Source organism: Natronorubrum daqingense (genome assembly GCF_001971705.1).
In the GTDB taxonomy this organism is placed as follows: domain Archaea; phylum Halobacteriota; class Halobacteria; order Halobacteriales; family Natrialbaceae; genus Natronorubrum; species Natronorubrum daqingense.
On record NZ_CP019327.1, the window covers coordinates 1872874 to 1893907 of the forward strand.

General features: G+C 62.4%; 18 protein-coding genes. 9 read left to right on the forward strand and 9 right to left on the reverse strand.

What is annotated here, in order from left to right; genetic code table 11:
• Positions 1–8 precede the first annotated feature (8 nt).
• The 4 genes from BB347_RS09145 to BB347_RS09160 form a co-directional block, all read right to left on the reverse strand.
• Positions 9–524, reverse strand: coding sequence for a winged helix-turn-helix domain-containing protein (locus BB347_RS09145; protein ID WP_076580771.1), 516 nt, complete (start codon positions 522–524; stop codon positions 9–11).
• Positions 525–821: 297 nt separating this feature from the next.
• Positions 822–3671 (reverse strand): ATP-dependent helicase, encoded by a 2850-nt coding sequence (locus tag BB347_RS09150; protein ID WP_076580773.1) that lies wholly within the window; start codon positions 3669–3671, stop codon positions 822–824.
• Between the two features lie 198 nt (positions 3672–3869).
• Complete coding sequence (locus BB347_RS09155) at positions 3870–4124, reverse strand: hypothetical protein (RefSeq protein ID WP_076580775.1); 255 nt, start codon at positions 4122–4124, stop codon at positions 3870–3872.
• A 78-nt stretch (positions 4125–4202) separates the two neighbouring features.
• Complete coding sequence (locus BB347_RS09160) at positions 4203–5288, reverse strand: zinc-dependent alcohol dehydrogenase family protein (RefSeq protein ID WP_076580777.1); 1086 nt, start codon at positions 5286–5288, stop codon at positions 4203–4205.
• Between the two features lie 115 nt (positions 5289–5403).
• Between BB347_RS09160 and BB347_RS09165 the strand changes: the two genes are divergently transcribed.
• The 3 genes from BB347_RS09165 to BB347_RS09175 all read left to right on the forward strand — a co-directional run bounded on the left by BB347_RS09165 (position 5404) and on the right by BB347_RS09175 (position 10855).
• Entirely contained in the window at positions 5404–6138 is a 735-nt protein-coding gene (locus BB347_RS09165) for an MBL fold metallo-hydrolase (protein WP_076580779.1), read from the forward strand.
• Between the two features lie 266 nt (positions 6139–6404).
• Positions 6405–10097, forward strand: a complete 3693-nt coding sequence (locus BB347_RS09170) for an efflux RND transporter permease subunit (RefSeq protein WP_076580781.1) — start codon at positions 6405–6407, stop codon at positions 10095–10097.
• A complete protein-coding gene (locus tag BB347_RS09175) occupies positions 10094–10855 on the forward strand; it encodes a TrmB family transcriptional regulator (protein ID WP_076580783.1) in 762 nt (253 codons plus the stop codon). Before BB347_RS09170 ends, BB347_RS09175 begins: the two co-directional genes overlap by 4 nt.
• A 34-nt stretch (positions 10856–10889) precedes the next feature.
• Here the strand turns inward: BB347_RS09175 and BB347_RS09180 are convergent, their stop codons facing one another.
• Positions 10890–11957, reverse strand: coding sequence for an mRNA surveillance protein pelota (locus tag BB347_RS09180; protein WP_076580785.1), 1068 nt, complete (start codon positions 11955–11957; stop codon positions 10890–10892).
• 185 nt (positions 11958–12142) lie between these two features.
• Between BB347_RS09180 and BB347_RS09185 the strand changes: the two genes are divergently transcribed.
• On the forward strand, positions 12143–12712 hold the full coding sequence (locus tag BB347_RS09185) for a hypothetical protein (RefSeq protein WP_076580787.1): 570 nt from the start codon (positions 12143–12145) through the stop codon (positions 12710–12712).
• Between the two features lie 197 nt (positions 12713–12909).
• Here BB347_RS09185 and BB347_RS09190 read toward each other — a convergent pair whose 3' ends face one another.
• The gene (locus BB347_RS09190) at positions 12910–13470 is read right to left on the reverse strand and encodes a cupin domain-containing protein (RefSeq protein ID WP_076580789.1); all 561 of its coding nucleotides are present in this window, start codon (positions 13468–13470) and stop codon (positions 12910–12912) included.
• 331 nt (positions 13471–13801) lie between these two features.
• Here BB347_RS09190 and BB347_RS09195 point away from each other — a divergent pair, with 331 nt between their 5' ends.
• Positions 13802–14077 carry a hypothetical protein gene (locus BB347_RS09195; protein WP_076580791.1) on the forward strand — a complete coding sequence of 92 codons (276 nt, stop codon included), beginning with the start codon at positions 13802–13804 and terminating at the stop codon, positions 14075–14077.
• 119 nt (positions 14078–14196) lie between these two features.
• On the opposite strand, the gene BB347_RS09200 is transcribed toward BB347_RS09195, so the two are convergent.
• The gene (locus BB347_RS09200; protein ID WP_076580793.1) at positions 14197–14490 is read right to left on the reverse strand and encodes a hypothetical protein; all 294 of its coding nucleotides are present in this window, start codon (positions 14488–14490) and stop codon (positions 14197–14199) included.
• A 103-nt stretch (positions 14491–14593) separates the two neighbouring features.
• Here BB347_RS09200 and BB347_RS09205 point away from each other — a divergent pair, with 103 nt between their 5' ends.
• Both BB347_RS09205 and BB347_RS09210 read left to right on the forward strand, forming a co-directional pair.
• Positions 14594–16381, forward strand: coding sequence for an asparagine synthase-related protein (locus BB347_RS09205; protein WP_076580795.1), 1788 nt, complete (start codon positions 14594–14596; stop codon positions 16379–16381).
• 56 nt (positions 16382–16437) lie between these two features.
• Entirely contained in the window at positions 16438–17499 is a 1062-nt protein-coding gene (locus tag BB347_RS09210) for a thiamine ABC transporter substrate-binding protein (RefSeq protein WP_076580797.1), read from the forward strand.
• A gap of 39 nt (positions 17500–17538) precedes the next feature.
• Here BB347_RS09210 and BB347_RS09215 read toward each other — a convergent pair whose 3' ends face one another.
• Together BB347_RS09215 and BB347_RS09220 are read right to left on the reverse strand one after the other, a co-directional pair.
• The gene (locus BB347_RS09215) at positions 17539–17853 is read right to left on the reverse strand and encodes a thiamine-binding protein (RefSeq protein WP_076580799.1); all 315 of its coding nucleotides are present in this window, start codon (positions 17851–17853) and stop codon (positions 17539–17541) included.
• A 10-nt stretch (positions 17854–17863) separates the two neighbouring features.
• Positions 17864–18049: a hypothetical protein gene (locus BB347_RS09220; protein ID WP_076580801.1), complete on the reverse strand. Its 186-nt coding sequence runs from the start codon at positions 18047–18049 to the stop codon at positions 17864–17866.
• A gap of 5 nt (positions 18050–18054) precedes the next feature.
• On the opposite strand from BB347_RS09220, the gene BB347_RS09225 reads away from it, so the two are divergent.
• Positions 18055–19848 carry an ABC transporter permease gene (locus BB347_RS09225; protein ID WP_076580803.1) on the forward strand — a complete coding sequence of 598 codons (1794 nt, stop codon included), beginning with the start codon at positions 18055–18057 and terminating at the stop codon, positions 19846–19848.
• On the forward strand, positions 19838–21001 hold the full coding sequence (locus BB347_RS09230) for an ABC transporter ATP-binding protein (protein WP_076581686.1): 1164 nt from the start codon (positions 19838–19840) through the stop codon (positions 20999–21001). The genes BB347_RS09225 and BB347_RS09230 overlap by 11 nt, the downstream gene beginning before the upstream one ends.
• Positions 21002–21034: the final 33 nt, after the last annotated feature.

Consider the following 21034-nt stretch of genomic DNA (forward strand, 5'->3'; position numbering starts at 1 on the left):
GAGTCGCTTCACTCGCCGCGTAAGTCTTTGTAGATTTGTGGATCAGTCTGGAACTTCAACACGTTGTGGACCGACGAGTTTCGGATGTTCGCGATGACATCCCCGTGTTCTTTGTAGCAGTCGTGGATCCACTTCGAGACTTCCTGTCGGCCACGAAACATCATGACGGTCTTCCACTGGTACTCGCCGTCGGAGAGGAAGAAAAACAGCGTGTGCTTATCGCTCTCGATGTACTCCATCGCGTCTCGCCAGCCCTCGGCGAAGTGTTCGGCGTTGAACTTGAACTCGAAGAGCGCGAACGTGTAGTACTCTTCGTTCGGGATAATTGCTTCCCGAAACACACCCTCGTCACGCATCCGCCGAATCGATTCGCTGACGGTGACGTGTGAGACGTCGATGTCGTACTCCTCTTTGAGGACGGACGTCAACTCCCTCGAGGAGAGTTGGGGGTCATCCGAGAGTTCACAGAGGATAGCAATGTCACGGTCCTTGAAGTCCCAGTTCGGTGGTTCAGTATCTGTCATAGTGGGTATAGTTTTCGCGTTCGAAGTGCGTCGTATGCCCGTGGGAAGTCGGGTCGGAAACTCCGGTCACGTCGTACTCAGGTGAGAACGGCAAGCATCTGCCGATACTCCGACACTGAGCGGCGCTGTTTCGCAGTCCCCGCGACAACGTACACCCCGTTTCGTTTCCAAGATAAAGGTTGTTTGGGAGAACGCTACCGCTGTTAAGCGGACAAACGGAGAGCGCCTAGACACGGTGGCTGAAATAGAACGGCCTCGATGGCGATTGGATAATATGACATACCACAGATACGTTTACTATTCGTCACTCGAGCCGGTCGCAATGTCGGGCAGCGACTGTTCGCCGATTTCCTCGAGTACGTGGTCGTGAAATGCCTGCAACGCGGCGCTCTCGTCTTCCGCGAGGACCACGTCGCTCGCCGACAGCGTCGCCAGACCGAACGCCCGAGGGGAGGGCGAATCGAAGAGTTGGCGCTCGACGGAGAGGTCACCGGACTCGAGCGCAGCGACGACCGACTCGATCATCTCGACGTCGAGTTTGTCTTCGAGGATTTCGCGGTAGGTCTCTTCGATGACGGCGAAGTTCTCGAGGTCTGTCGCAAAGCCGAGGAGCATCTCGCTCGAGACCTGTTGTTCGCTAGCCGATTTCTCGTAGCCCTTGTACCGTTTGAGGATCATCAGGGCACGGGTCGCGTTGATGCGGAAGTATCGCTGGAGGAGGTCGGTGTCAGCGAGCGACGCTCGCAGATCCTCGCGAACGGCACCGGCCGCGAGGTCGTCGATGATGCCTTCGATGTCGACTTTCCGGTTGAGGGGCATCGAGAGGACGAAGCCGTTGTCGGCGACGGCGACGCGAACGTTGGCGGTCGCCTCCTGTGCACAGCGGTAGGCGAGCAGGCGCGAGAAGCCGTCGTTGAACTGCCTGCCGTACAGCGAGTGGACGTAGTAGTGGCGCTCGTACTCATCACGGTCGCGGACGACTTCGATAGCGAGGCGCTCGCTCGTGCTAATGCTTTCAGGTCCGGCGTATCTGAGTTGGTGTTCGAAGAGACGGGCGAGCGCGCGGACGCTGTCGTCGTCGAGTGGGAGGTCGCGAAGCCACGCGCGGACTCGAGGGGGCCCACCGTCCTCGTAGTGCTCAAGGAGGGTCTGTTGAAAGGTGAGCATCTTTCGACCGAGGTCGGGCGAGAGCGGCAGCCGTTCGGAGAACCAGGAGGGAACGGTCGGTCGCGCGCTCGTGTGGTCGACGTACACCTTCGAGCCGCGTCGGTATCGGTACTCGAAGTGGTCGCCGCCGAGGACGAAGACGTCGCCTTTCTCGAGCGTATCGAGGTAGTTCTCGTCGAGTTGGCCGACCCACTCGTCGCCGGCGCGGGTGAACACCTCGCAGGTGAACGAGTCCGGAATGGTGCCGATGTTGGTCATGTAGATGACGCGCGCTAATCGGCCTCGCTTACCGATCAGCGTCTCGCCGACGGGATACTCCTCGTAGTGGTGCTCGCCGTCAGGTGAATCGTTCTCGTCGCGCCAAATTTTTGCGTAGACGTTGCGATCCTCGAGGCCGCCGTACTCGGCGGTGAGATACCGGACGAGGGACTCCCACTTCTCGTCACCGTAGTTTCGATACGGGTACGCGCGCCGAAGAATGGACTTGAGGTCGGTTTCGGGACGGATCTCGGCGATAGCCATCCCGTAGACGTGCTGAGCGGCGACGTCGTGTGCGTTCTCCGGAATCGACACCGAGTCGACGAATCCCTCTTCGGCCGTCTGGAGCATCACCGCACACTCGAGGAGTTCGTCCCGATCGAGGGCGATTACCCGGCCCGTCACGGTCTGGCCGACCCGGTGGCCTGCACGACCGACGCGCTGGAGCAACGAGGCGACCGATTTGGGCGAACCGACCTGCACGACGAGATCAACGTGGGGCATGTCGATTCCCAACTCGAGGCTCGTCGAGGTCGTCACGACGTCGAGTTTGCCCGTCTTGAGTCGCGCTTCGACGTCCTGGCGAACCTCCTTCGAGAGGCTACCGTGGTGACAGCCGGAGTTCGCCTCGTCGTAGTCGGAGAAGGTCTCGCGGAGATTGTGCAGGACTCGTTCGGCTCCCGAACGCGTGTTCGTGAAGACGATCGTGTTCGTGTGTTCCTGAATGTGGTCGTGGAGCAGTCGATAGAATCGCTCCTGAACGACCTCCCGGGACGTGTTGATCAGGTCGTCCGTCGGACACTCGAGTTCCACGTCGAACTCGCGCGCGAAGCGGGCGTCGACGATCTCGTAGGGACGGTGAACGGGACCGTCTCCGTCAGCAGTAGGAGCTTCGTCAGTAGTATCGCCGCCATCGTCGCTATCATCGGTACCGACTCGTGGGTCGTCACAACCGACCAGAAACTCCGCGACCTCCGAGAGCGGGTCGATGGTCGCCGAGCACCCGATTCGAGTGATCTCGTCGTCGGCCAGCGCCTCGAGTCGCTCGAGGCTCACCGAAAGGTGGGTCCCGCGCTTGCCCGACGCCAGCGCGTGGATTTCGTCGACGATGACGTACTCGACGGTGCGGAGCTTCTCGCGGAACTTGGGGGAATTGAGGAGGATCGCGAGCGTCTCGGGGGTCGTGTTGAGGATGTGTGGCGTCTCCTCGAGCATCTGCTGGCGTTCGTAAGAGGTCGTGTCGCCGTGGCGAATCGCGTGGCGAATCTCGCCCGTCTCCGCGTCGTCGTCTCGTCCCTCGACGATCGACTCGATTCCCTCGAGAGGTACCTCGAGATTTCGGTGGATGTCGTTAGCGAGGGATTTGAGCGGCGAGACGTACAGACAGTAAACCGAGTTCTCGAGGCCGTCAGCAGACTCTCTATCCCGCCGGTACAGTTCGTCGATGATCGAACAGAAACTGGCCAGCGTCTTCCCGCTGCCAGTTGGCGCACAGATCAAGGTGTTAGTCCCGTCGTGAATCTTCGGAATCGCCCCTCGTTGAGGCGGCGTGAAGAAGCCGTCATTTTCGGGGACGAACTCGCCGAACTCCTCGAGCCACCACTCCTGGACCGCTGGCTCGAGGCGATCGAAGACGTCGCGGTCCTCGATGACGACATCGTCGGGGTCGAACGGGAGGGCGTCGTCACCGACCGGCAACTCGCGGCCGTCGGTTCGACTCATTGTCTCGACTCAGAGGCCGGCGTGTAAGAGGGTTTGGCCACCGCAGTGAAAGTGATCGTGTGAGGGTCGCGTGCGCAAATAGACCATCAGCATTGGACTGCGAACCGCGGCGGCCGGCGTCTACCGGTGCCCGAGCGAACGCTCGTCCCGCACCCTTCCGATAGCAGCTGTCGTCTCGAGACGAGTGTGAGTCGCACTTCAGAGCAACGCAGCGACGATCGTGACCACCAGAAATGCGTGCCAGACGACAGCTGTGGCTTTGACCTGCGCGGACGTAACAGGCCCCGGCGGATTTCGGAATATCGCTTCGTAGACGAACACCGTCGCTACCACGGAGCCCCCGGCGATTCCGGTCGAGACTGCGACGGAGGTCGTGACACCGATCACGACTCCGAGGATCAGGCTGCCCGCGATGGCCAATAGGAGCTTGTCGTAGTACTCGAGTGAGGCCATGTAACTCACTACGTGCTCGAGATCGAAAACACCTCGTACACCCCTCGAAACCGGTGATACTACGGCACGGGTGATCGTTCAAAACGACGTGACGACTTCGACCCCCCGAGTTTCGTAGTCGGTCATCGCTGCGAGCCGTTCGGAGACCTCCTCGAGGTCGACGCGGCGAGTGACCAACCGTTCGGGCTCGAGGACGCCCGCGTCGATCATCCGAACGAGTTCGTCGTAGCGCGAGGGCGGCATCCCGCGGGAGCCGACGATCGTAACGTCCCAGCGCGTCACGTCGTCGATCGGCAGGGTAACCTCACCCTGCTCAGCGGCTGTCGTGAGACCGACCTGAACGTGTGTCCCACGGATTCGGAGACACTCGAGGCTGTTCCGGCACGTCTCGGCGCGCCCGAGTGCATCGACGGAGACGTGTGCCCCCTGTTGTGTGATCCCTTCGATTGCAACCGGAACGGAAGCCGGCCCGTCCGTCGCTCCGTCCTCGAGTGCCGACGCATCGATCGTTTCCTCCGCGCCGAGGTCACTCGCCATCGACAGTGGTTCCTCGCGAACGTCGACGGCGATCACCCGCGCGCCGAGCGCGCTCGCAATTTGGACACCAGCCAATCCGAGGCCGCCACAGCCGTGGACGGCCACCCAGTCCCCCGCGTCGATATCGGCTCGGTGAGCGAGCGCGTGAAACGCCGTCACGTACCGACACCCTAAGGCCGCGACGGCCTCCGCGGAGACACCACCCGGAAGCGTCACGACGTTGAAATCGGCGTGTGGAACGTGGATCTGCTCCGCGAATGCACCGGGCACGCTCGATTCGAATCCGAGCGCGTAGCCGTCCTCACAAACGTTTCCGTGCCCGTTTCGACACTGGTAGCACGATCCCTCGCCGAGGTTGAACGGAACGGCGACGCGCTCGCCGACCTCGAGCGTGTTGACTCGCGCTCCGACTCGCGCAACCCGGCCGGCGGGTTCGTGGCCCAGAATCTGCCCGAGTGGAACCTGATCGTCGGCCCACTCGCCGTGTCCTTGCCAGGCGTGCCAGTCGCTCCGGCAGATGCCACAGGCGTCGACGTCGACGATCACGCCGTGTGGAGATAGCTCCGGTTCGGCGACCGACTCGATCGAGAGCGGTTCGCCGTAGGCCTCGAGTACTGCTGCTCGCATATCCGCTGTGACGAGCGCCGGGGTGGTAATAGCTCTGGACGGTCACGACTCGGTCGGCCCATAATTCGCGTTCGAAGCAGCTAGCCTTATCGGAGCGGCCGTCCGAAAGGCCAGTATGCGCGTCACCTTTCTCGGAAGCGGCAGCGCGATGCCGACGGGCGAACGGTTCCAGACTGGCATTCTCGTCCAGGAAGACGGACGAACCCTCCTCGTCGACTGTGGCTCCGGTGTGCTTCATCGACTCCAGCAATCCGGCGTCGGCTACGAGAGCGTCTCGAGCGTCCTCCTAACACACCACCACCTGGATCACGTCGCGGATCTGCTCCCGCTCATGAAAGCTCGCTGGCTGGCCGGCGAAGAACACCTCGAGGTCGTCGGCCCGCAGGGAACGAAACCGCTGCTCGACGACCTCCTGGATGTCCACGAGTACATGCAAGACAAACTTGATTTGCAGGTGCGGGAGGTCGTTCCCGGCGAGTTCTCGGTCGCCGGGTTCGACGTCTCGGCGTACGAAACCCGCCACTCGCTGCCGTGTCTGGCCTACCGCTTTGGCGATCTGTTCACCTTCAGCGGCGACACCGAAGCGTTCTCCGGGCTCGCGAACTTCGCCGAGGGGTCGGCGATCCTCGCACACGACTGTTCGTTCCCGGACGACATCGACGTCTCGAACCACCCGACGCCGGAGACGCTCGGCACGGCCCTGGCTGGCCGCGAAATCGGTCGCGTCTACCTGACACACCTCTACCCGCACACGGACGGTCGCCACGACGAGATGCTCGAGTCAATCGGTGCCCACTACGACGGCGACGTTCGCTTCGCATCGGATCTCAAAACGATCTCTATCGACTGACAGTTGGTCACATTCGGTCAGCGAATCGATCACACGCCGCAGGCGAAACAGGAAGCAGGCGACTCGTTCGACTAAAATAACACGAATAGTCAATTCTACATCGTATTTCAGCAAGAGTAGGAAGCGGCACTCCCTCGACACCCATCCATGGTAATTAAACACACTCCGATGCACGGATCCGAACAAGTTTATAGCGGTAGTTTGTAGGATCATAACAACAGAATGGTTCCCCGTATTCAGCTGACGTGTTTGACAGAGGTGGGTGGATGAGTCTCCCCAACCGGATTGCGGATATCGTCACCGGACACTCCAAGATCGTTATCGTCGCACTGCTTCTCGTGACGACGCTTGCGGGTGCCGGGATGCCGATGGTCGACGACGATTCGTCGCTCGATCAATTCGAGAGCGAATCCGACGAAGCGCAGGCGCTCGAGGACATCAACGACAACTTCGTCGTTGAAGATGACGACGAGAATACGACGTCGGTGCAGTTGATCGCTAAGGGCGACAACGTCATTGCACAGGAGTCGTTGATCAGTTCTCTCGAGTTCCAACAGGACATCCACGATAACGAGTCCATCAACGACACGCTCGTCGACGACGACCCCATCATGGGTGTCGAAAACCTCGTCGCAATCTCCGTCATCTCCGACGAGATGATCGACGACCTCGAGGACCAAGCCGACGATCTCGAGGAACGCCAAGACGAACTCGAGGAGGAAAGCGACGAACTCGAGGAGATGGGTGACGAACTCGAGGAAGACGCTGAAGATCTCGAATCTCGTGCGGACAGTCTCGAGAGCGATTCTGCTTCACTGGAAGAGGATCAGGCTGAACTCGAGGAAGAAGTAGAAGTTCTCAACAATACATTAAACGAAGTTGCAGGTCTACACGGGTTATACCTCGACGGGCAATTGGCAGAACCTGAAGCAGAGGCGTTAATCGACGAGGAGATAGAAGAGGCGATTAACGAAACAAACCTCGATGAAGACCAGCAGAGATCGGAATCCGATTTCCGTAACGCAACAGATGACATTCAGACACTGGTCGAACTTGAACACGAGTATGATGAGGTTCAAGACTTAGCAGAGCAAGACGAGCAAGCAGATCAAGATGACCTGTTAGCTGGACTTGAAGCAACTAGAGGCCATTCAGCGGAGAATCCAAATGCTCCAGATAGCGAACTTGAAATGGTCTTCAATGAGTCCACTAACACTGAGATTGAGGAAACTTCCAACGAGGAAGAATACACGAATGCAGCATTAGACGTTGCAGACCTTCAAACCGATCTTGGGACTCAGGCTTTCGAACTTGAAGCGGCCTTCGAGGAAACATACGAAACCGGAACTGCAGGCGTCTTCGCCGAAGAGTTCGAAGAACTCGAGAGCCAAGCCAGTTCCCTCGAGTCCAGAGGAGAGACGCTCGAGGAAGACGGCGACGAACTCGAAGAACGCGAAGAGGAACTCGAAGAACGGGGCGACGAACTCGAGGAGCGAGGTGACGAACTCGAGGAAGACGCCGAAGCCCTCGAGGATGACGCCGAGGAACTCGAGGACCTCGATCCGACGCTCGAAGAGCAGATAGAAGCGCTCGAGGACCTCGACGACGAGGAGTACGAAGAGGCGATCGAGGATGCGATGACGGAGGACGACGAGACGGACGATGCGCCGGCATTGGACTTCATGTCGACGGATTACGAGCCGGGTGCACTCGAGGCGGACGCCCGGATGACGATGATCACCCAGGAGTCCGAGATGGGTGACGCGATGGGCGGTGAGGAGATGGACGGCAGCGGAGACGACGCCCTCGATAGCCAACTCGATCTGCGCGACCTCGCGGAGGACGACGAACAAGAGTACCTCGTCTTCGGTGGGGGCGTCCTGACGGACGAAATCGAGAACTCGATGGACGACAGTCTCGCGATCGTCGGCCCACTCGCCTTACTGTTCGTCGTCACGGCACTGGCAGTCGCCTACCGCGACCCGCTCGACATCGTGTTAGGTGTCGTCGGCATCATCGCGGTATTAATCTGGACGTTCGGCTTCATGGGCTGGGCCGGAATCGTGTTCAACCAGATGATGATCGCCGTCCCGGTCCTCCTGATCGGGCTCTCGATCGACTACGCGATACACGTCTTCATGCGCCATCGAGAGCAACGCGAAAACGAAGGCGTAGACGATACGGTCCGCGGATCGATGACCATCGCGTTGGCAGGCGTCGGGGTCGCACTCGTCTGGGTGACCGCAACCACCGCCATCGGCTTCCTCGCGAATCTCGTGAGTCCGATCGGCCCGATTCAGGAGTTCGGCGTCGTCAGTTCCGTCGGGATCATCGCCGCCTTGATCGTCTTCGGCGGACTGATCCCCGCGCTCAAAGTCGAGATCGACTCGTTCCTCGAGTCCCGAGGGTGGAGCCGACGCAAGCGTGCGTTCGGGACCGGCGAGGGTCGATTCACCAGCGTCTTGACGGTCGGATCGACGGCAGCACGACGGATTCCGATCATCGTCATCGTCGCCGCCCTGTTGCTCACCGCAGGCGGCGTTTACGGTGCGAGTCAGGTCGACACCAGTTTCGAGGAAGAAGACTTCCTCGCCGAGAGTCCACCCGGCTGGACCGAGCACCTCCCCGGCGACATGGCTCCGAGTGAGTACCAGGCCGCTGACGACCTCGAGTTCGTCAACGAGAACTTCCAGCGCGAAGACAGCGAGGCCCAAATCTTAATTGAGGGTGATATAACCGACGACGACACCTTACAGGAGTTCGCCGACGCGCAGGACGAGGCAGCCGAGAACGACATCGTCTACACGCTGCCAAACGGCGATGCGGACGTCGAAGATCCGCTTACCGTGATGGAAGACGCCGCAGCCGAAGACGACGGTGAGGACGACTCGTTCGACTTCGACGACAACGACTCGGACAACGATTCCGACGACGACGACGACTCGTTCAACGACTCGTTCACCGAAGCGGATACGACCGGTGACGGTGTTCCCGACCAAAACGTCGAGGAACTCTACGACGAACTGTTCGAAGAGCACGAAGACGAAGCGAGTAACGTCATCCACCGAACCGACGACGGCGAGTACGAGGCCGCACAGCTAATCGTCGGCGTGCAGGGTGACGCAGGCTTCGACGAGACGACCGAGGAGTTGCGAGCGATCGCGAGCACAATCGACGCCAGCGGAACGGGTGACGAGCGCAATCTCGACGCCGGCGACGGCGAACTGAACGCAATCGCGACGGGCGATCCGATCGTCAATCACATCGTTGAGCAGGACCTGCTCGACACGGTGCTCGAGAGCCTGCTGATCACGCTCGTGACTGTTTTCGGATTCCTGACAGTAGCCTACTGGCTCACCGGGAACAGCGCGGCCCTCGGGACGGTAACCCTGATCCCGGTTGCGTTCGCGGTCAGCTGGATCCTCGGCACGATGTACCTGCTCGACATCCCGTTCAACGTGTTGACGGGGATGATCACGAGCCTCACGGTCGGGATGGGAGTCGCCTACAGCATCCACATCAGTGCCCGATACACGCTCGAGTTAGAGCGACAGGGCAACGCCTGGTCGGCGATGCACACGACCGTAAGCGGAACTGGCGGCGCGTTGCTCGGCAGCGCTGCGACGACGGTCGGTGGCTTCGGGACGCTCGCCTTCGCGATCTTCCCGGCGCTCCAGCAGTTCGGGATCATCACTGGGTTGACGATCACGTACTCGTTCCTCGCGAGCGTGATCGTGTTGCCAACCCTGTTGATCCTCTGGACGCGATACTTTGGCCCCGATGTCTCGTTCGACACCGCCGGATCGACGTCACGAGCGCCGACTGCAAGCGACGGCGGAACGACGACCGATGTGGATACCGACACTGACACCGAAACCGGAACCGGAACCGGAACCGGAACCGAAACCGAAACGGTTTCCACAGCCGATTCCGACGACCAACGAGGGACCAACGAGTGACGATCGACGAGAGCGAGGCCATCGACGCGTTCGAACGACTCGGACTCACGAGCTACGAATCCAAGGTGTTCATCGCGCTCCACCAGCTCGGGTCTGGCACTGCACGCGACGTCGCAAATACCACCGACGTCCCTCGCTCGCAGGTTTACAGCGTCGCCGAAAGCCTCGAGGAACGGGGCTTACTCGAGGTCCAACAATCGAGTCCGATTCGCTATCGCCCGGTCAGCATCGAGGAAGCACAGGAGACGCTCCGAAACCGGTTCGAGCGCGAACAAGAGCGCGCGTTCGACTACGTCGACTCGGTCAAACAGGAGCCGACGACCGAAGAAACCCAGGAGGATATCTGGACCGTCCGGAGTCGAGAGCGGATCAACAACCGGTCGGTCGATCTCCTCTCGCAGGCTGAAGAGCGAATTATCTTCGGGACGCGACTGCCGGGATTCGTCACCGATGCGATCGAAGAGACGATCCAAGAGCGGGCCGCAGCTGGCGTCTCGGTCATCGTAATCAGTCGAACCGACGACGTACGGGATATGTTCGAGGATACCGAGGGAATCACGACCACGTTGCCGCCGTCTCGACGCGCGAGCGACGACCGTTCGGGCCGGATCGTCGTCATCGACGACAATAGTCTCCTATTGAGCGTCGTCGACAACGACGGCAGCGAGACCGCGATCTGGAGCGCTGGCTCGCTGTTCGCCGATGTCCTCATTCAACTACTCGAGGCGGGCGACGACATCGAGTCGTCGTTCCCATAATCCGTCCGGACGAAATTTTCGACGGGTGAACGAATCACTCGAGTCGGTATCGCAAGAGTGCCGCGATCCCGCCCAGATTCGATAGCTGCTGGCCGGGTGGAAACTCGCTCGAGAAGACGGTAACGTCGCCGCCTTTCTGTTCGGTCGTGCGGACGATCTCGTCGATGCGGACGGCCCACTCGCCGTCCGGCCCGCGTTCTTTTTGCAATCGGTCGTCGAGGACGAGCAGTCGCTCGATGGCACCGAATTCGGCGGCTTGTTGGACCTGATCGGGTCCGTAAGCGGCCTTGGCCCCGTCGGCCATTCGCTGGGTAAGTTCGTCGATGTACTCGGCCTCGCTCTCGATGCGCGTCTCCTGTTGAACGTCAGCGACGGCACCGCGCTTGAGCACCTCGTGGACCCCGCGGTCGCCGACGGCCGCCGTATCGACCATCGTGATCTTCTCGGCGACCTCGTGGTGGTTGTCCTCGAGGTACTTCCGTGCGTCCTGTTTGGTGAAACCGGGACCGGCGAGGATAATGGCATCGGCGTCCTGGCGCTTGAGGACATCGCCGAGTTCCGAGAACAGTTCCGAGCGTTCGCGGGCGTACTCGCCCTTGCCGGTGGGGCCGGTGATCGTCGCTCGCTCTTCGGTGCCGTACTGGGCAACCGTGTGGACGTGGGCCTGTCCTTCCTCGACGGTGGCGATGGCGACGTCCGGGTTCTCGGTTGCCTCCTCGGCCTCCTCGAGTCGGGCTTCCTGGTCGGGTTTGAAGCGCTTCTCGATCGAGAGTTCCTCGCGCTCTTCGACGTTGAGCGTGTGGTGAAAGCCCAGTTGATCCTCGCGCGAGCAGGCGACGATCTCGCCGCCGACGCGCAGTCGGTTGGCGAACTTGTGGAACTCGACGTCGTCGACGGCGATAGCGACCCACATGGGTTCGCGTTCGCCGCCCGTGTCGCGCATCTGCTCGTCGTTGCGCTGGATGCGCCGGGTCGTATCGCCTGCAACGCGATCGCCGGGCTCTAAGACGTACTGCAGGTGCCAGAGGTCGTCGACGCTCTCGGGGACGACCGTCACCCGCTCGCGCCCGCCTTCGACCTGCTCCCGGTCTTTGATCTGCATAGGCGGCGATTCGAGGAGGACGGGTAAGTGGGCTGCGATCCCTCGAGCGGGCGTCGAGGGCGGTCGATTCCGCCACGAGTCGGGCACGCTCGAGCGTTCGTATCGGCCCCCGCTACACTCGCGTTTGGCACAGTATGGCACAGTCAGGCGTGTGCGACTTCCCCATTCGGAACCGAGGAGTGCGTATGAGACTCGCCCACATCACGTTCTTCGAAGACTTCGGTACTCGGTCGATCGCCATCCACGCGGTCATGGTGCTCGCCTTCGTGAACGCGGTGCTCGCAGCGCTGGTCGTCGGCGGACAGGTCGGCCTCGTCTCGTTCATCGCCTTGTTCAACTTCACCGCGGGGCTGTGGGTCGCCCACTCGGTTCACTCGCTGGGCAATATCTCGAGCGACGGCGAGTACAGCGGCGTGGTGAACGAACTACTGGGCAGTACCAGCGATTCTGACGCTGGTATCGACACCATTGGGGAAGCCGATACCGAAACCGACACGTCTGGCCTCGATACTGGCCGCTTCGGTCGACTGCTCGCGCTTATCGCCGCCGTCACGGCAGTCTCGCTGCTGACCTCGGCACAGGTTCTCCCTGGGTCGGTGCTCCCACTCGCGGTCGTCGCCATCGGTGCAATCGCCGTCGTAACAGCGATCACCGGGTTCCTGATCGCCCTCGGGGCGTCCTACGACGATTCGGAAGCCTACTGGGCCGACGAGGTCGACCGCCACCAGCGTGCAGACCTCGAGGAGCAACGGTAGAGACGACCCGTTCGGACGACGATACTGTACCCATCCGTAATTTTCTCAGACTGCACCGCTGTACACGACAGGTGCCTCGTGACCGCTGAGAGTCCTCCCGAGTAGCGTCTCCCGTTGACAAGTTGTGATAATAGACAGCGCGAACGGGGCACAAACTGTGGTTCGACCGACGAAGGCCAGCGATAGAGTGAGGGCTGTCAGCACTCGACCGCCTCGACCCACTCCGTCGCGGGTTCGCCGTCGGGGATCCCGAGGAAGGTGACGTGTGCGAGCGCGCCCTCCTCGCTGTCTGCCTTGTGGACGTGACCGGGGTCGATCCACGCGTCACCCGCCGAGTACGTCCGCGACACGCAGTCGTCCTCCATCGTGTGCTCGATCTCGCCCTCGATCATGCGGACGATCGACATCCCTGGGTGGCGGTGCCACCCGGACTCCGCGTCTTCTTCCCACGTCGCCTCGGCGAGGATGACGGTCGAGGCGTCCTCGAGGTCGACGACGATCGGTTCGTCGACGTCGTCGTAGGTCACCTCGAACGCCGCGGCCACGCCGTCGGCGAACGACGCGTGCTCCTGGAGAATCTCGACCTCGAAACCGTCAGGTTCGTCTACCTCATCCGCTTCATCGTTCTCGTCGTCGTCCACGTCGTGCTCGTCGCCGACCGTTGTCCCGCTCAGGGTGACCGCCCCCGCCGCGGCCGCGCTGGCTTTGAGAACTGTTCTCCGTAGGATTCCACCTTTTGGAGTGAGTTTTGTAGTCATGATCCCTCCTACCCCCGGACTGAGTAGAGGCGACCATATACACGTTAGCATACCACATATAGGTGTCATCCTTCGACCAGTACTGACTGTCAGATAGGCCAGCGCGTCGTGGACGATCGTCGATCAGTTCGCGATTGTACTGACGGTTGGTACGCTGGCTCGGGCGTGGAACGAACAAAAGCCCCGGACAGAGTGTATCCGCCGTATCCAGCACGTCGATCTCGAGGACCAATAGCGAAAGACGACTGAACGCACCCGTTGATTCCGAAGTGCTGTCGGTACACGGTTTCTGACCGGAACAAAGACGGTGTCTGTGCGTGTCGAGGCACGTATGACACGAACCGTCGACGAACTTCGGAACGAAATCAGGGTCGCAGTCGGTCGATTTGAACGAGAGCGATCGGCACCGTTCACGAAAGAGGACCTGGCCGCCGTTTGTGACGCGGTGGGGTACGAGGTTGAGACGAGTGGACGTCTGCCTCCGAAAGCAGAAATGAGGGCGGGGATCCTGTGGAAGATCGGCGTCGTAGCGGAAGTTAATCCGGAAGAAGCACCGTCATCGTTCCGAAAAGACGAGCTGGATGCGATCGTCGCAGCTGTTCAGTAGGTGTTGAAGGCGGGGGACAGCGGGTGCGTCCGGAGATTCTGACGTCGACCTGCTATTTGCACAACCCCCACCGAACAGTGCTCGAGCGACGCTGCTCACCGTCGAATCTGGACGCCTGCTCAGTCGACCAGATTCTCGAGTTTCCCCTTCGCCTCGTCGACGGCCGTCTCGAATCGCTCCTCGATCTCCTCGACGGAGCGCTCCACGAGGCGGACGCGCTCTCTTGGCACCCGGCGAACGACGTCGTTGCCGTCCGAATCTGTACCGTAGGCGAACAGCCAGTGGCCCTGGAAGTAGGCGATGTGATCGTTGTCGACGGTGGCTCGCTCGAGGTCACCCGTCGCGGTTTCGTAGACGATCGTCGCCTTGCCTAACTCGAGATCGGATTCCGTGTCAGTGTCGATGTCGACCATGTCCGGAGGATCCGTAGTCGGAAGTGTAGGGTTGGGGCCGGCAGGTGCAACTGTCGCTACCGCCAGCCGCCGTTGCTAAATACCCGTCGGCGAAAGCACGACTATGCAGACGCGTCTGTGCGGAGACGGCTGGACGCACGAGGATGGAATCTCGGTTCGCGGCCGGGCGTTCGCCGAAGAGTCACTACTCGAGGGCGAGGCGTTGGCCCGGCGGTTCCACGACGCTGTCGACCGTGCGGACCCAGACAATTCCCTCGAGTCCATTTCCGAGGCCGTGGCGGACGCTGCAGTGACGCTCGAGGGGTTCTACGCCGCCGTCGTGAGGACGCCAGACGTGACGATACTCGTTGCAGACGGAGCCAGATCGATTCCGCTGTACTACGACGCGTCCGGAACGATCGTCTCCGATCGCGGGACCGTCGTTCGCGATTCGATCGAGGCCGAACGCGACCCGGTCGCCGAGAACGAGTTCCTCTTGACGCGCTACGTCACCGGTCCGGAGACGGTCTGGCAGTCGGTGTTCGCGATCCAACCTGGCGAGGTCGTCCGTCTCGAGGACGGGAACGTCACGAGAGGCACGTACCGCGAGTACTGGCCGGCCGGGCCGAGCGTCGGCAGCGGGGCCGAAGATCCGGAATCGCGACTCGAGGCCGCGCTCGAGACGGCCCTCGACAGACTCGAGCGCGTCGCCGGTGACCGACCGGTCGTCCTCCCCCTGTCGGGCGGGTACGACTCGCGGCTGCTGGCCTCGTCGCTCGTCGCCCGCGGCCGGGAAGTGATCGGGTTCACCTTCGGTCGCTCCGGCCACCCGGACGTCGAAATGAGCCGAGCGGTCGCCTCGCGGCTGGGAATTCAGTGGGAGTTCCTCCCCTACGACGAGGAAACCTGGCGCGAGTGGTACCACGCCTCGAGTGGCGTTCGCTACCGCGAGCGCGCGTTCGGGGGCGACGCCCTCCCGTTTCTCGCGGAGTGGCCGGCCCTTCGGGAACTGCTCGAGCGCGGGCGCATTCCCCAGGATGCGCTGTACTGTCCCGGCCACACCGTCGCGACGCCGAGCGAACGGCTTCCCGTCTTCACGGGTGAATCGAGCCGCGGGCGAAGCGGACGCAGCGGCGGGTGTGTTCCGGCGACCGACGGAGCCGACGATGAGTCCGAGTCCAAGCCTGATTCCGAACCGGAATCCCGCATCGAAGCCTCGCTCGAGGCGCTCGTCGAGTACGTCCTCGAGACGCACTACGGCCTCTGGGAGTGGGACGACGACGCGTTTCGGGAGGCCGCACTCGAGCGGATTCGACGGGGAGTACTCGGCGGCCGACAACCCGAACAGCTTACCGACCCCACGAGGCTGGCCGCGGGGTACGAACGCTGGGAGTGGCGCGGGCGGATGTCGACGTTCACGAACGGCGACCTAAGAGCGTACGAAGACGCCGGCGTCGACTGGTGGCTTCCGCTCTGGGATCCGGCGTACGTCCGCGCGTGGGAGCAGGTACCACTCGAGCAACGACGCGAGAAGGCGGCGCACGCCTCGCTCGCGGTCGAGGCGTATCGGAACGCCGCCAACGTTTCCAAACGACGTGCGAGGCGGACCGATCGGTCGCTTTCCCCGTTCGATCGCTGCCTCTCGTTGCTCAGGCACACGCCCGTGCGTCAGTTCAGTGAACGTGACGGTGACTGGCTGCCACCGTTTCTCGCCCCGCGGTCGTCGTGGAGCGAGCCGGGGCAACATCCCCTCGCCTGGTACGGGGCAGTCGACGACGAGGTACTGGAGCGGGTCCCCGACTCTCGAGGGTTCTACGCTCTCCGGACGGCGGCAAAAACCGGCCGGTTGCGCCTCTCGAAGCTAACCGAATCGGTGCCCGAGAACGGACGGATAGAGCTGTCGACGGAGTGAACAGTTTTGGCCGAGAAGCGCGGCCCTTACGTACCTCCGGATAAGATTACCCGGTAATGAGACGACGAACGGTTCTCTCGACAGGAGCGGCTCTCGCCACCGCAGGCCTCGCTGGTTGTTCGGTAACTGACATGGGATCCGACGACGACGTGTTCACCGTCGGAACGTACACCTCCTTCGTCGACGCGCCGAGTGACAGTCCCGGCGAGTGGATCAAAGAGGAGTTCGAATCCCGCCACGACGTCGAATTCGAGTGGCACACGCCGGATCAGGAACTCACGTACTACGTCGAGCGACACAACGACGGGAGCGAAGTCGAACCGGAACTCTACCTCGGCGTTCGCCCGCAGAACCTCGTGCAGGCCGACGAGCAACTCGAGGGAGACCTCTTCACGAGTACGGACGAGAGCGTCCTCTCGAACGCAGAAGACATCGACGATGAGTTCTACTTCGATCCGGAGGAGCGAGCGATTCCGACGTTTCATAGCCACTGTGGCATCGTCTACGACGGCCGCAACGTCTCGGAACCCGAGACGTTCGACGACTTGCTTTCGAGCGAGTACGAGGGCGACCTCGCGATGTCGAACCCAAACAGTTCGACGACCGGACTCCTGTTTTTCCTCTGGACGGTCGATCACTTTGGCGAGGACGGCTACCTCGAATACTGGAACGACCTGATGGACAACGATGCGCGGGTCTTAGACGAGTGGGGCGAGGTCTACACGCAGTTCGAAGAAGAGGAGATCCCCGTCGTCGTTTCCTACACCGACGACCGCGTCTACGCGAGTAGAGACGGGAACGACCTCGACAAGCACCAGGTCGCGACGCTTCACGATCAGGGGTACGCGAACATGGCCGGAATGGCTCGCTTCGCGGACGGGACCGACGATGACCTCGCACACGAGTTCATGGACTTCATCCTCGAGCCGGAGGTCCAGTCCGTCATCGCCGAGCGAAACGTCACCGGACCCGTCAACGAGGAGACCGAACTTCCCGAGGAGATCGAGGAGTACATGATCGAACCCGAGGAGGTCGTCTTCTTCGATTACGACGAACTCGAGGGCAACCTCTCGACGTGGCTCGAGGAGTGGGAACGCGAGGTCGCGGGTGGGTTCTGACGTGCCAGCACGAACCCCGTATCGCCGTCGATACCGGGGTCACTCCCGTTGGCTGCGCGCGTCACGTCCGAGTTCGCCTTCGACGGCGTCGATCTTGTCGTCGGTGCTCAACTCCGTGTCTCGTTTCTCCTCGACCTGGACGAGCGTCTGGATCTCGGCCGTCTCGACGGCTTCGTGGGCCGACGCACAGGCCGCGAAGAGTTCGCGAACGTCGTCGCCCTCGAGAATCGTCGCCATCGGCGTCGTCTCGTACTCGACGTCGTGGTCCTCGAGCGCGTCGATCGCTGCGGCGACGTCCGCGGTGATGTCGTCTTCCGTTACTGGCGTCACGCGAAGCAGTGCGAATACCGACATACCTCCGCGTTCACGCGAGCGCCGGATAGCCGTTGGGTTCGAGGAGTCCGATTGTGATGGGGTGGAGAAGTCCGATTGCGATGGGGTCGAGGAGTCCGATTGCGACCGGCGACGCCGCGCCGAGGCGAATACCCCTCTCGCGACGGTCGCCCGCGTGACAGCGGGCGCGAATACCGGGACTAATCCACCCATACATCACGCATGAGCGACGAACGGCCCGTCTCGAGTCGGATCAGTGATCGCCTCGAGCGCCGAGCGATCGCCGTCTTCGGCGTCGGGACGGCCCTGTTGTTGCTGGTGTTGTTCTACTACCCGGTCGCGACCGTCTTCGTCGAGTCGGTCGTCGTGGAAGGGGCGCTCACGCTTTCCGTCTTCGCTGACCTCCTGCGCGATCCGTTCTACTTCGGTGATCTCGCTCGCCTGTTCGCCTTCGAGTCGCCGATCGAGGTCGGCCGGGACCTCCTCTCGAGCGACCGGCGGTTCGGGATCGTCGGCTTCACGGCCTATCAGGCGTTTCTCTCGACGCTCCTCAGCGTCGCCCTCGGGTTGCCCGCGGCGTACGTCCTCGCGCGCTACGAGTTCCGCGGCCGGCGACTGCTCCGCTCGCTCACGATCCTTCCATTCGTGATCCCCTCGATCATGGTCGCGATCGGCTTCGTCGCGACGTTCGGCCAGAACGGGACGCTCAACGGCGTCCTCGGCGTCTTCGGTCTCGGCCCGGTCGACCTCATGTTCTCGCTCGAGGCGATCGTGATCGCCCACGCGTTCTACAACGCGCCGCTCGTCGCCCGCGTGACGACGGCGGCGTGGGAGTCCGTCGACGCGAGCGCGATCGAAACCGCTCGCAGCCTCGGCGCGAGTCCGACGCGGGCGTTTCGCGACATCGTCGCCCCGCAGCTCTACCCGGCGATCCTGATGGGGGCTGCGCTCACGTTCGTCTTCACGTTCGGCACGTTCCCAATCGTCCTCGCACTGGGCGGGTTCCAACTCGCGACGGTCGAGGTGTTCGTCTACCAGCTGATTCAGGACCTGAACTACGCCGAGGCGGCCGCGCTGGCGATCGTCGAACTCGCCATCTCGCTGGGAATCCTCTACGCTTACCTTCGCTACGAGGCGAATCACGTCGTCCGTTCGCGAGGTATTCGCCCACTCCCGCGACGTCCCCTTTCGCCGCCGACGTTCTCCGCTCGGGAACTTCTGCCACGACTCGGAATCGGCGTCTACGCCGTCGTCGCGCTGGTCGTCTTCGTCTTCCCGATCGCGAGCATGATCTACACGAGCGTGAACGGCCCGAACGGATTCACGCTCGAAAACTACCGATTCCTCCTCGAGCGCCAGGCGACTGGCGCGGCGTTTCAGGTCCAACCCGGAGAAGCGATCGTGAACTCGCTGCTCTTCGCCGCCGGCGCGCTGGCACTCGCGGTGCCGATGGGCGTCGTCATCTCCGTTCTGACGACGCGTCGCTATCGCGGGCGGAAACTCGTCGACGCACTCCTCATGGCGCCGCTCGCGGTCTCGGGAGTTATCGTCGGAATCGGCCTCCTGCGCGGGCCCGTCTTCGGAATCGAGATCGGGAGCATTCGGCTCACAGTTGCCGGTTCGCTCGCCATCGTCGCCGCCCACGCCGTGGCGTGTTATCCGTTCGTCGTGCGGACGGTCGCACCCGGCCTCGAGTCGATCGACCGATCGTTGATCGAGTCCGCGCGGGCCCTCGGCGCGTCTCGGACGCGCGCGCTGCTCGACATCGAGTTGCCTCTCGTCTGGCCGGGGATCGTCGCGGGCGCGGCGTTTGCCGTCGCCATCTCGATGGGGGAGTTCTCCTCGACGGTCGTCCTCGCGACGGGAACCGACCAGTACACCATGCCGGTCGCGATCGAACGCTTCATCGGCCGTCGGCTCGGACCGGCAACCGCTATGGGTGTCGTCTTGCTCGTCGTCACGAGCGTGAGTTTCGTCGTCATCGACCGACTCGCAGGTGATCACGTTGGCCTCTGAGGAATCTCGCTTCGACGAGCAGCGCACTGCGAGGGCGAGCGACCAGCCACGTCCTTCGGCGGACGCACCGATCGCGCTGGAACTCGAGAACGCGGCGAAACGTTACGGCGAGACGACGGCCGTCGACGATGTGTCCCTCGCCGTTCGCGAGGGCGAGTTCTTCACGCTCGTCGGCCCCTCGGGCTGTGGCAAGACGACGACGCTTCGGCTGATCGCCGGCTTCGAAACGCTCTCGGACGGGACGATCCGCTTCGGCGGAACGGACGTGACCGGTGTGCCACCCGAGGATCGCGACGTCGGCGTCGTCTTCCAGAACTACGCCCTGTTCCCGCACATGACCGTCGCCGAAAACATCGCGTACGGCCTCAACTTCGCCGACCCGCCGGGGGGTGTCTCCGACGACCAGCGAGTGACGGAACTCCTCGAGTTGATCGACCTCGGCGGAATGGGCGACAGGGAACCCGACCAACTCTCGGGCGGGCAACAACAGCGAGTGGCGATCGCTCGCGCGTTAGCCCCCGGTCCCGACGTCCTCTTGCTCGACGAGCCGATGAGCGCGCTCGACGCGCGGCTACGCGAACGCCTCCGGTTGCAGGTCAAAGAGATCCAGTCGGAACTCGGGATTACGACGGTCTACGTGACCCACGACCAGGAGGAAGCGCTCGCGATCTCCGACAGAGTCGCCGTGATGAACGCTGGCGCTCCCGAACAGATCGCGACCCCCCGCGAGATCTACCGTCGGCCCGCGACGCGCTTCGTCGCCGAATTCATCGGCGACAACAACGTCTTCGAGGGAACGGTCCGGTCGCTCGAGGGCGAGCGAGCGACGCTCGAGGTCGGCGCCGAGACGCTCGCGATCGATCTCGAGGAGCGTGAAGTTGCGACTGGTGACACGATCACGTTCTGTGTCCGCCCCGAGAACCTGCAGGTGGGGGTCGGGGCTGAGCGAGGGGGATCGGGCGGGGAAAACGCGACGACGGCGAGCGTCGAGAGCGCGGAGTTCCTCGGCGAGACGACGCGGGTGCACCTCGAGTGGCACGGCCAGGAACTGCTCGTCCGGACGCCCGATCCGCTCTCCGGAGACGTGGCCGTCGGATTCGCCCCCGAGGACGTCCACGTCGTCGCGGTCGATCGAACCGCGTCGTCGCGATGACTGCGTCGAACCCTACCGACCGCCAGCTCTGCC

What these genes read in the sequence shown, in the direction of transcription:
- BB347_RS09185 (WP_076580787.1), top strand. Translation starts at nt 12,143, where the DNA reads ATGAGACTCGCCCACATCACGTTCTTCGAAGACTTCGGTACTCGGTCG.
- BB347_RS09215 (WP_076580799.1), bottom strand. Translation starts at nt 17,853, where the DNA reads ATGTCGGTATTCGCACTGCTTCGCGTGACGCCAGTAACGGAAGACGAC.
- BB347_RS09190 (WP_076580789.1), bottom strand. Translation starts at nt 13,470, where the DNA reads ATGACTACAAAACTCACTCCAAAAGGTGGAATCCTACGGAGAACAGTT.
- BB347_RS09225 (WP_076580803.1), top strand. Translation starts at nt 18,055, where the DNA reads ATGAGCGACGAACGGCCCGTCTCGAGTCGGATCAGTGATCGCCTCGAG.
- BB347_RS09210 (WP_076580797.1), top strand. Translation starts at nt 16,438, where the DNA reads ATGAGACGACGAACGGTTCTCTCGACAGGAGCGGCTCTCGCCACCGCA.
- BB347_RS09200 (WP_076580793.1), bottom strand. Translation starts at nt 14,490, where the DNA reads ATGGTCGACATCGACACTGACACGGAATCCGATCTCGAGTTAGGCAAG.
- BB347_RS09155 (WP_076580775.1), bottom strand. Translation starts at nt 4,124, where the DNA reads ATGGCCTCACTCGAGTACTACGACAAGCTCCTATTGGCCATCGCGGGC.
- BB347_RS09180 (WP_076580785.1), bottom strand. Translation starts at nt 11,957, where the DNA reads ATGCAGATCAAAGACCGGGAGCAGGTCGAAGGCGGGCGCGAGCGGGTG.
- BB347_RS09220 (WP_076580801.1), bottom strand. Translation starts at nt 18,049, where the DNA reads ATGTATGGGTGGATTAGTCCCGGTATTCGCGCCCGCTGTCACGCGGGC.
- BB347_RS09205 (WP_076580795.1), top strand. Translation starts at nt 14,594, where the DNA reads ATGCAGACGCGTCTGTGCGGAGACGGCTGGACGCACGAGGATGGAATC.
- BB347_RS09160 (WP_076580777.1), bottom strand. Translation starts at nt 5,288, where the DNA reads ATGCGAGCAGCAGTACTCGAGGCCTACGGCGAACCGCTCTCGATCGAG.
- BB347_RS09195 (WP_076580791.1), top strand. Translation starts at nt 13,802, where the DNA reads ATGACACGAACCGTCGACGAACTTCGGAACGAAATCAGGGTCGCAGTC.
- BB347_RS09150 (WP_076580773.1), bottom strand. Translation starts at nt 3,671, where the DNA reads ATGAGTCGAACCGACGGCCGCGAGTTGCCGGTCGGTGACGACGCCCTC.
- BB347_RS09165 (WP_076580779.1), top strand. Translation starts at nt 5,404, where the DNA reads ATGCGCGTCACCTTTCTCGGAAGCGGCAGCGCGATGCCGACGGGCGAA.
- BB347_RS09145 (WP_076580771.1), bottom strand. Translation starts at nt 524, where the DNA reads ATGACAGATACTGAACCACCGAACTGGGACTTCAAGGACCGTGACATT.
- BB347_RS09170 (WP_076580781.1), top strand. Translation starts at nt 6,405, where the DNA reads ATGAGTCTCCCCAACCGGATTGCGGATATCGTCACCGGACACTCCAAG.